This is a genomic window from Oceanicella sp., from assembly GCF_056449545.1.
On record NZ_JBWOMN010000148.1, the window covers coordinates 1 to 7,645 of the forward strand.

The 7,645-nt window shown below is 70.8% G+C and carries 8 protein-coding genes; 7 read left to right on the forward strand and 1 reads right to left on the reverse strand.

Annotation, left to right across the window (positions count from 1 at the left end):
* Positions 1-133: 133 nt before the first annotated feature.
* Positions 134-340 (reverse strand): hypothetical protein, encoded by a 207-nt coding sequence (locus AC1HC7_RS18760; RefSeq protein ID WP_479497242.1) that lies wholly within the window; start codon positions 338-340, stop codon positions 134-136.
* A gap of 98 nt (positions 341-438) precedes the next feature.
* Here AC1HC7_RS18760 and AC1HC7_RS18765 point away from each other — a divergent pair, with 98 nt between their 5' ends.
* From AC1HC7_RS18765 to AC1HC7_RS18795, 7 genes are all read left to right on the forward strand, one after another.
* Positions 439-762 carry a sarcosine oxidase subunit delta gene (locus tag AC1HC7_RS18765; protein ID WP_479497243.1) on the forward strand — a complete coding sequence of 108 codons (324 nt, stop codon included), beginning with the start codon at positions 439-441 and terminating at the stop codon, positions 760-762.
* Positions 759-3,752: a sarcosine oxidase subunit alpha family protein gene (locus AC1HC7_RS18770; RefSeq protein ID WP_479497244.1), complete on the forward strand. Its 2,994-nt coding sequence runs from the start codon at positions 759-761 to the stop codon at positions 3,750-3,752. The genes AC1HC7_RS18765 and AC1HC7_RS18770 overlap by 4 nt, the downstream gene beginning before the upstream one ends.
* Complete coding sequence (locus AC1HC7_RS18775) at positions 3,745-4,311, forward strand: sarcosine oxidase subunit gamma (protein ID WP_479499311.1); 567 nt, start codon at positions 3,745-3,747, stop codon at positions 4,309-4,311. The genes AC1HC7_RS18770 and AC1HC7_RS18775 overlap by 8 nt, the downstream gene beginning before the upstream one ends.
* Positions 4,312-4,354: 43 nt before the next feature.
* Entirely contained in the window at positions 4,355-4,711 is a 357-nt protein-coding gene (locus AC1HC7_RS18780; protein ID WP_479497246.1) for a hypothetical protein, read from the forward strand.
* Between the two features lie 353 nt (positions 4,712-5,064).
* Positions 5,065-5,274: a hypothetical protein gene (locus tag AC1HC7_RS18785; RefSeq protein WP_479497247.1), complete on the forward strand. Its 210-nt coding sequence runs from the start codon at positions 5,065-5,067 to the stop codon at positions 5,272-5,274.
* Positions 5,275-5,558: 284 nt separating this feature from the next.
* Positions 5,559-6,308 carry a response regulator gene (locus tag AC1HC7_RS18790; RefSeq protein ID WP_479497248.1) on the forward strand — a complete coding sequence of 250 codons (750 nt, stop codon included), beginning with the start codon at positions 5,559-5,561 and terminating at the stop codon, positions 6,306-6,308.
* A partial coding sequence (locus tag AC1HC7_RS18795) for an ATP-binding protein (protein WP_479499312.1) occupies positions 6,289-7,645 on the forward strand: 1,357 nt, incomplete at its 3' end. The genes AC1HC7_RS18790 and AC1HC7_RS18795, both read left to right, overlap by 20 nt.

Below are 7,645 nucleotides of genomic sequence, written 5' to 3' on the forward strand. Positions count from 1 at the left end.
CGGCGCGCCTGCCGGCGGGCGCAGCCGCCCCGCGCGCTGCGCTTGCGCCCGCTGCGGTTTCGTTGGCGCCGATTCGCCCGCGCCCCATGCCCGGGCCGCGGAGCGCCGGACGCGACCCGGCGGGGCCTGGGCCTCAGTCCTTGGGCTCGTCGTCCCAGAAACCGGCGTCCGCTCCATGCCCATTGCCACGCGCGCCGCGACGATTGCGCCGCGCGCCGGGGCGGAGCATGTCGAAAGCCACATAGACCGCGAGAATGAGGATGACGACGGCGAGCACGCTGCCCGCGTGGCTCAGGCCGAATATCGTCAGTTCAGAGTCCGGCTGGGGAATACGCTCCATGCCGTTTCCTTTCATACGCTACACGCAACACGCAAACTGCGCGATCAACATACCCTAGACGCGATGCGTTGCCCAGATATGAACGCGAGAGGCGCGACATGCTGCTCCTGACCTGCCCCTGCTGCGGCGTCGCCGGCGAGGAAACCGAATTCCACGCCGGCGGCGAGGCCCATGTCGAGCGCCGCGGCCCCGGCGCCTCGGACACGGATTTCACCGCCTATCTGTTCGAGCGGCGCAATCCCAAGGGCGTGCATTTCGAACGCTGGCGCCACGTCTTCGGCTGCGGCAAGTGGTTCCATCTGGCCCGCTGCACCGCGACGCTGGAGGTGTTCGGCGCCTATCGCGCCGACGAAACCGCGCCGCCCCGGGCGATTATCGAGCGCATCAAGGCGCGGCGGCCGGGCTGGGAGGGCATGGCATGAGCACCCGCATTTCCCGGGGCGGTCGGCTGATCGACCGCGCCCGCCCGCTGTTCTTTTCGTGGAACGGCGCCCGGCTGCAGGGCTATGAGGGCGACACGCTGGCCTCGGCGCTGCTGGCCAACGACCATGTGCTGATGGGGCGTTCGTTCAAGTATCACCGCCCGCGCGGCGCGGTGGCCAGCGGCGCCGAGGAACCCAACGCGCTGGTGGGGCTGGGCGACGGCCCGCGGTTCGAACCCAATCAGCGGGCCACCGCCACCGAGCTGTTCGAAGGCCTGAGCGCCCGGTCGCAGAACCATTGGCCGAGCCTCGATTTCGACCTGGGCGCGATCAATCAGGCGCTGAGCCGGGTGTTCCCGGCGGGGTTCTACTACAAGACCTTCATGTGGCCCCGCGCCGCCTGGAAGCATGTGTTCGAACCCGTGGTGCGTCAGGCGGCGGGGCTGGGCAAGGCGCCCAGCGAACCGGACCCGGATCGCTACGAGCATTTCCACGTCTATGTGGACACGCTGGTGGTCGGGGGCGGCATGGCCGGGATCGCCGCCGCGCGGCAGGCGGGGGCGGACGGCGCGTCGGTGCTGCTGATCGAACAGACCCCGGTCTGGGGCGGGCGGGCGCTGAGCGACGACCTGGCCATCGACGGGCTCGACGGGCCGGGCTGGGTGGCGCGCGAACTGGCGGCGCTGGACGCCATGGACAACGTCGCCCTGCGCAACCGCATGATGGGCGCCGGGGTCTATGATCACGGCTACGCGCTGGCCTATGAGCGGGTGGCGGATCACACGCCGGGCGACGGGCGGCCCCGCCACCGGCTGTGGCGCATCCGGGCCCGCAGGATCATCGCCGCGACCGGCGCCATCGAACGGCCGCTGGCCTTCGCGGGCAACGATCTGCCCGGGGTGATGCTGGCCTCGGCCATGCGCGACTATCTGGCGCTTTACGGGATCAGCCCCGGCGATCGCACCGTGGTGGTCGCCAACAACGACGACGGCTACCGCACCGCCATCGCGCTGAAGCGGGTGGGGCTCGACGTGCCCGCGGTCATCGACCCGCGCCCGCGCGTCGACGGCGCGCTGCCCGAACAGGCGCGCGCGCTCGGCATCCGCATCGAGGCCGGGCGGGCGGTGCGCCGGGTGCTGGGCGGCAAGCGGGTGAAAGGGGTCGAATACTGCGCCGCCGACGGCGAGGTGGGCATCGACACGATCCCCTGCGACGCGGTCGCCATGTCCGGCGGCTGGTCGCCGGTGGTGCATCTGTGGTCCCATTGCGGCGGCAAGCTCGACTGGGACGAGGCCAACGCCATGTTCCGCCCGAACCCGGACCGCCCGCCCACCGGCGCCGACGGCGAGGGCTTCGTCATCGCCGCCGGCAGCGCCAACGGGCATCTGCTGGCGGGCGCGGCGCTTGGCGACGCCATGGCGGCAGGGGCCCGGGCCGCGGGGCGCGCGCCCGCCGCGGCGCCCATCGTCGAGGCGCCCGACGAGGCCCCGATGCTGCCGGCGTGGATCATGCCCGCGGGCGCCGGGCCGGCGCTGACCTCGAAAGCCTTCCTCGATTTCCAGAACGACGTGAAGGTGTCCGACGTGCAGCTTGCGGCGCGCGAAGGCTATGCCAGCGTCGAGCACGCCAAGCGCTACACCACGCTGGGCATGGCCACGGATCAGGGCAAGCTTTCCAACATCAACGGGCTGGCGATCCTCGCCGACAGCCTCGGGGCGCCGATCCCGCAGGTGGGCGTCACCACCTTCCGCCCGCCCTACACGCCGATATCCTTCGGCGCGATCACCGGCGACGCGCGCGGACCGCTGTTCAAGCTGATCCGCAAATCGCCCATGGATTCCTGGCACGAGTCCAATGACGCGGTGTGGGAGCCGGTGGGCGACTGGCGCCGGCCCTACACGTATCGGCGCAGTTCCGAGACCACGCGGCAGGCGGTCACCCGCGAGATCCTCAACACAAGGCGCAAGGTGGGGATGCTGGACGCCTCGACGCTGGGCAAGCTGCTGGTCAAGGGGCCGGATGCGGGGCGTTTCCTCGACATGCTCTACACCAACATGATGAGCAGCCTGAAGCCGGGGCGCTGCCGCTACGGGCTGATGTGCAACGACAACGGATTCCTGTTCGACGACGGCGTGGTGGCGCGGATCTCGGATGACGAGTTCCTGTGCCACACCACCTCGGGCGGTTCGGACAACGTGCATGGCTGGATGGAGGAATGGCTGCAGACCGAATGGTTCGACATGCAGGTCTACACCGCCAATCTCACCGAGCAGTTCGCGCAGATCGCCGTGGTCGGCCCGCTGGCGCGCAAGCTGCTGGAGGCGCTGGGCGGCATGGACGTGTCGAAGGACGCGCTGCCCTTCATGGCCTTCGCCGACGGCGCGCTTGGCGGCATTGCGGCGCGGGTCTACCGGATTTCGTTCTCCGGCGAGCTCAGCTACGAGATCGCCGTGGCGGCGGGGCAGGGGCAGGCGCTCTGGGACAAGCTGCGCGAGGCGGGGGCGGCGTTCGGCGTCATGCCCTACGGCACCGAGGCCCTGCACGTGATGCGCGCCGAAAAGGGCTTCATCATGATCGGCGACGAGACCGACGGCACGGTGATCCCGCAGGATCTGAACCTCGGCTGGGCGGTGTCGAAGAAAAAGGCCGATTTCATCGGCAAGCGCGCGCAGCAGCGCGCCGACCTCACCCGCCCCGACCGCAAGCAGCTTGTGGGGCTGGAGACGCTGGACCCGAAAACCGTGCTGCCCGACGGCGCCCATGCGGTGCAGGGAACGCGCGCCGACGGCAAGCCGAAGATGATCGGCCATGTGACCTCGAGCTATTTTTCGCCGACGCTGGGGCGCTCCATCGCCATGGCGCTGATCGAGGGGGGGGCGCGGCGCATGGGCGAGACGCTGGAGTTCCCGGTGGACGCGGACATGACGATCAAGGCCCGGGTGGTCGATCCGGTGTTCTTCGACAAGGAAGGGGCGCAGCAGAATGTCTGAGGCGATGACCGAAACGACGCAGGATGCGGGGGCGCGGGTCGAGGCGCGCGGCCCCTGCGGCATGATCGCCCTGCGCGGCGATTTCGACGCCGCCGGGTTTCGCGAGGCGGTCGCCGGCGCGAGCGGGCTGGCGCTTCCGGCGCGGCGGCGCATCGAGATCGACGGCGCCCGCGCGCTGGCCTGGATGTCGCCCGACGAACTGATGCTGATCTGCGACCACGCCGAGGCCGCGGCGCTGCGCGACGCGCTGTCCGCGGCGCTGGCCGGGACCCATCATCTTGCGGCGGTGGTTTCCGATGCGCGGGCGCTGTTCCGGGTCAGCGGCGCCAGCGCGCGCGAGGTGCTGGCCAAGGGCGCGCCGGCGGATCTGTCGCGCGGGGCGTTTGGCATGGGCGATTTCCGGCGCACGCGGCTCGGTCAGGCGGCGGTGGCTTTCTGGATCGCCGACGCTGGCCCGCCCGAGGCGTTTGATCTGGTCTGCTTCCGCTCGGTGGCGGGGCATGTGCGGGCCTGGCTGGACATGGCGGCGCGCGACGGCGCCGCGCCGGGGTTCCTGTGAACCCCGCGCCCTGACCGGGCGCCTTCGGGTCCCGGCGCAGTGAATGAAAACGCGCGACCGCCGCCCCGGGGCGGCGGTTCCGGTTTCGCCGTCGCGCCAAGTCATGCGCGCCGCGCATGGCGGCTTTCGGATATTGTGCGGTGCACAACGCCTGCCGGGCGCCTATCTATCCTCTCAAGCGAACGGCGCAGCGACGCGCCGCCGCGCAAACGGAGGCGATGACATGATCGATTTCAAAACCCTCTCGCACGACGACATCACCCGCATCGAGATGAACGCCCGGCACGGGCGCGCGCTGTATCTGCGCGATCTGGCCTTCGCGATCGCCGCGCGGGCGAAGGCCGTCTTCGCGGCGGACCTTGCGCAGGTCGCCGCGCCGAAAACCGGTCGGATCGCCTGATCGTTCGGCGCGTCGGGCGGTTCTCCTCCCTGACGCCGCGACGCGCCCGATCGGCCTTCACCGGTTCGCCGCCCGACCGCGATCCTCCCACGCGAGTCCGGGCGACACAGAGCCCCCGTCTGGTCCTCCCGCCGGACGGGGGCTTTTTTTGCGCTTGGCCCCCCGGATGCGCGTCGTCGGCATTTGCCGCAGCGTCCCGCCGCGCCATGGCGGTTGCATTGGCGCGTTTCGCGGTGAATGATGCGGCGTCGGGCGCGCAGGCTGGCGCCTGGATGGGCCAACGGGACGGGCCAACCTATGGGCATACGAATGGGCATACGAATGGGCATACGGATGGGCGAACGGGGGCGGGCATGCGACTGACGGTGATGTCGATGGCGGTTCTTGCGTCGCTCGGGCTGGCTTCGGCGGCCGAGGCGCGATGCGTCGCCTGCCCGGCGGGGTTCACGTTCTGGCATTCCCGCGACCTCTGCGTGTCCGACGCCGGCGACGGCGCCACCGCCGCGCCGCTGGCGGAGAAACCCGCGCCGCCGCCCACCACGGCGCAGGAGTCCCGCGGCTGAATCCGAGGTCGATCCCGGGGCTGATCCGGCGGCGCGACGCCGTCTTTCATCGGAACTGATCTGCGGAGCCGCCCGGCGCGCATCGGGCGGCGGCGCGCTTGCGCGCGATCGCACGCGCGGCGGCCTGAAACGATCGCGCCCCCCTTCAGACGATCGCCCCGCTTTCTTCCCCCCCCCCGCAGATCCCCTCCCTTCCCCTCCTCCGCCGGCCATGCCGGGCGGCGTGTTACAAACCGTTACAAACTTTCGCGCCCCGCAATCGATGAATGGAGTATCGCTTGAACATGAACTCATCGATGGATGCTGTTGGCGGACATTTGCTGGTTGTCGATGACGACCGGGAAATCCGCGTGCTGTTGAAGCGGTTTCTGACCCAGCAGGGATTTCGGGTCACCGTCGCCGCCGACAGCGACGAGATGCAGCCGATCCTCGCCAACTGGAAAATCGATCTGGTGATCCTCGACCTCATGCTGCCCGGGAAGGACGGATTGGCGATCTGCCGCGAACTGCGCGAAAGCTCGCGCATCCCGGTGGTGATGCTCACCGTCATGGGCGAGGAGGATGACCGCATTCGCGGCTTCGCCGGCGGTGTCGACGACTACATCGCCAAACCGTTCCACCCCCATGAATTGCTGGCCCGGGTCCGGGCGGTGCTGCGCCGCACGCATATGGCGCCGCCGATGGCCGCGGGGGGCTATGGGCGGGTGCTGGCCTTCGGCGACTGGCGACTGGACGTGGGGCTGCGGCGCCTGACATCGGCCGCGGGCACGCTGGTGGATCTCAGCACCGCGGAATTCGATCTGCTGGCGGTGTTCGCGGCGCATCCCCGGCAGGTGCTGTCGCGCGATCAGCTGCTGGATCTGGCGCGCGGCAAGGCGGAGATCCCGTTCGACCGCAAGATCGACATGCAGGTGAGCCGCCTGCGCCGCAAGATCGAGCGGGACCCCGCCGCCCCCAGCCTGATCCAGACGGTCCGCGGCGGCGGCTATGTGTTCACGGCGGAGGTGTCGGTCGATGAAACGTCTGCTGCCTGACACCATGGCCGCGCGGGCCATGGCGCTGCTGGTGCTGGGGCTCGCCGTGACGCATCTGGTCAGCAACCTGTTCTACGCCACCGACCGCGAAAGCGCCCTGCTCGCCGCCGGCGGCGAACACGCGATCCAGTGGATCGCCGCCACCGGGGCCTTTGCCGACGCGGTCGCGCCCGAGGACCTGCCGGCATTGCTTGACGCGGCGCGCTCGGACAGGCGGTTCGTGACCGTCACCGGCGCCCCCGCGGCGGGCGAGGCCGCCGCGGGCGGCTGGCGCGAGGCGGTGCTGCAGCGCGAGCTGCGCCGCCATGCGGCGGCGTCGCGGCTCGATGATTTCCGCGTCGCCTTCGCGCCGCGCGACGCGACGGGCAAGGCGATCGATTACTGGCGCGGCTTCTTCGCGCGGAACGGGCTGCCGTTTCCCGGCGAGATGATCCTCGCCTCGCGCCGGCTCGACAGCGGCCGGTGGCTGAACGTCGCCGCCCCGGTGCAGGCGCCGCCGCGGTTCTTTTCGGCGCGCCTCGGGCTGTCCATGGCGGTGATGCTGGTCGCCGTGGTGCTGATTTCGGCGTTGATCGTGCGGCGCATGACCGATCCGCTGATGCGGCTGTCGCGCGCGGCGGAAAAGCTGGGCGCCAACGTGCAGGCGCCGGCGATCCCGGAAACCGGCCCCGAGGAGGTGCGCCGCACCGCCCACGCCTTCAACGTCATGCAGCGCCGCATCCGCCGGTTCGTCGAGGACCGCACGCAGATGCTGGGCGCCATCGCCCATGATCTGGGCACGCCCATCACCCGCCTGCGCCTGCGCGCCGAATTCGTCGAGGACGCGGATTTGCGCGCCAAGATGCTGCGCGACCTCGACGACATGCAGCAGATGGTGGCCTCGACCCTGGCCTTCATACGCGATGACGCAACCTCGGAGCCCCCCGCGCGGGTGGATCTCGGGTCGCTGCTGGCGCGGGTCTGCGACGATTTCAAGGATTCCGGCGCGGATGTGGATCTGGCGGAGGTCCCGCGCTGGGTGCTGCTGGACTGCCGCCCGGTGGCGCTGCGCCGGGCGCTGGGCAATGTCATCGACAACGCGATCAAATACGCCGGCGGCGCGCGGGTGTCCCTGCGGCTGGCGCCGGATCGGCTGCGCATCCTCGTGGACGACCGGGGGCCGGGCATCCCCGGCGCCCGTCGCGAGGATGTGTTCCAGCCGTTTCGCCGGCTGGAGGAATCGCGCAGCCGCGCGACCGGCGGCGCCGGGCTGGGGCTGGCGGTGGCGCGCACCATCCTGCGCGCCCATGGCGGCGACATCCGGCTGGCCGACCGCCCCGGGGGCGGGCTGCGCGTGG

Excerpts from the sequence above, each read along its gene's own strand:
- AC1HC7_RS18765 (WP_479497243.1), top strand. The coding sequence starts at position 439 with ATGCTGCTCCTGACCTGCCCCTGCTGCGGCGTCGCCGGCGAGGAAACC.
- AC1HC7_RS18790 (WP_479497248.1), top strand. The coding sequence starts at position 5,559 with ATGAACTCATCGATGGATGCTGTTGGCGGACATTTGCTGGTTGTCGAT.
- AC1HC7_RS18760 (WP_479497242.1), bottom strand. The coding sequence starts at position 340 with ATGGAGCGTATTCCCCAGCCGGACTCTGAACTGACGATATTCGGCCTG.
- AC1HC7_RS18770 (WP_479497244.1), top strand. The coding sequence starts at position 759 with ATGAGCACCCGCATTTCCCGGGGCGGTCGGCTGATCGACCGCGCCCGC.
- AC1HC7_RS18775 (WP_479499311.1), top strand. The coding sequence starts at position 3,745 with ATGTCTGAGGCGATGACCGAAACGACGCAGGATGCGGGGGCGCGGGTC.
- AC1HC7_RS18780 (WP_479497246.1), top strand. The coding sequence starts at position 4,355 with ATGAAAACGCGCGACCGCCGCCCCGGGGCGGCGGTTCCGGTTTCGCCG.
- AC1HC7_RS18785 (WP_479497247.1), top strand. The coding sequence starts at position 5,065 with ATGCGACTGACGGTGATGTCGATGGCGGTTCTTGCGTCGCTCGGGCTG.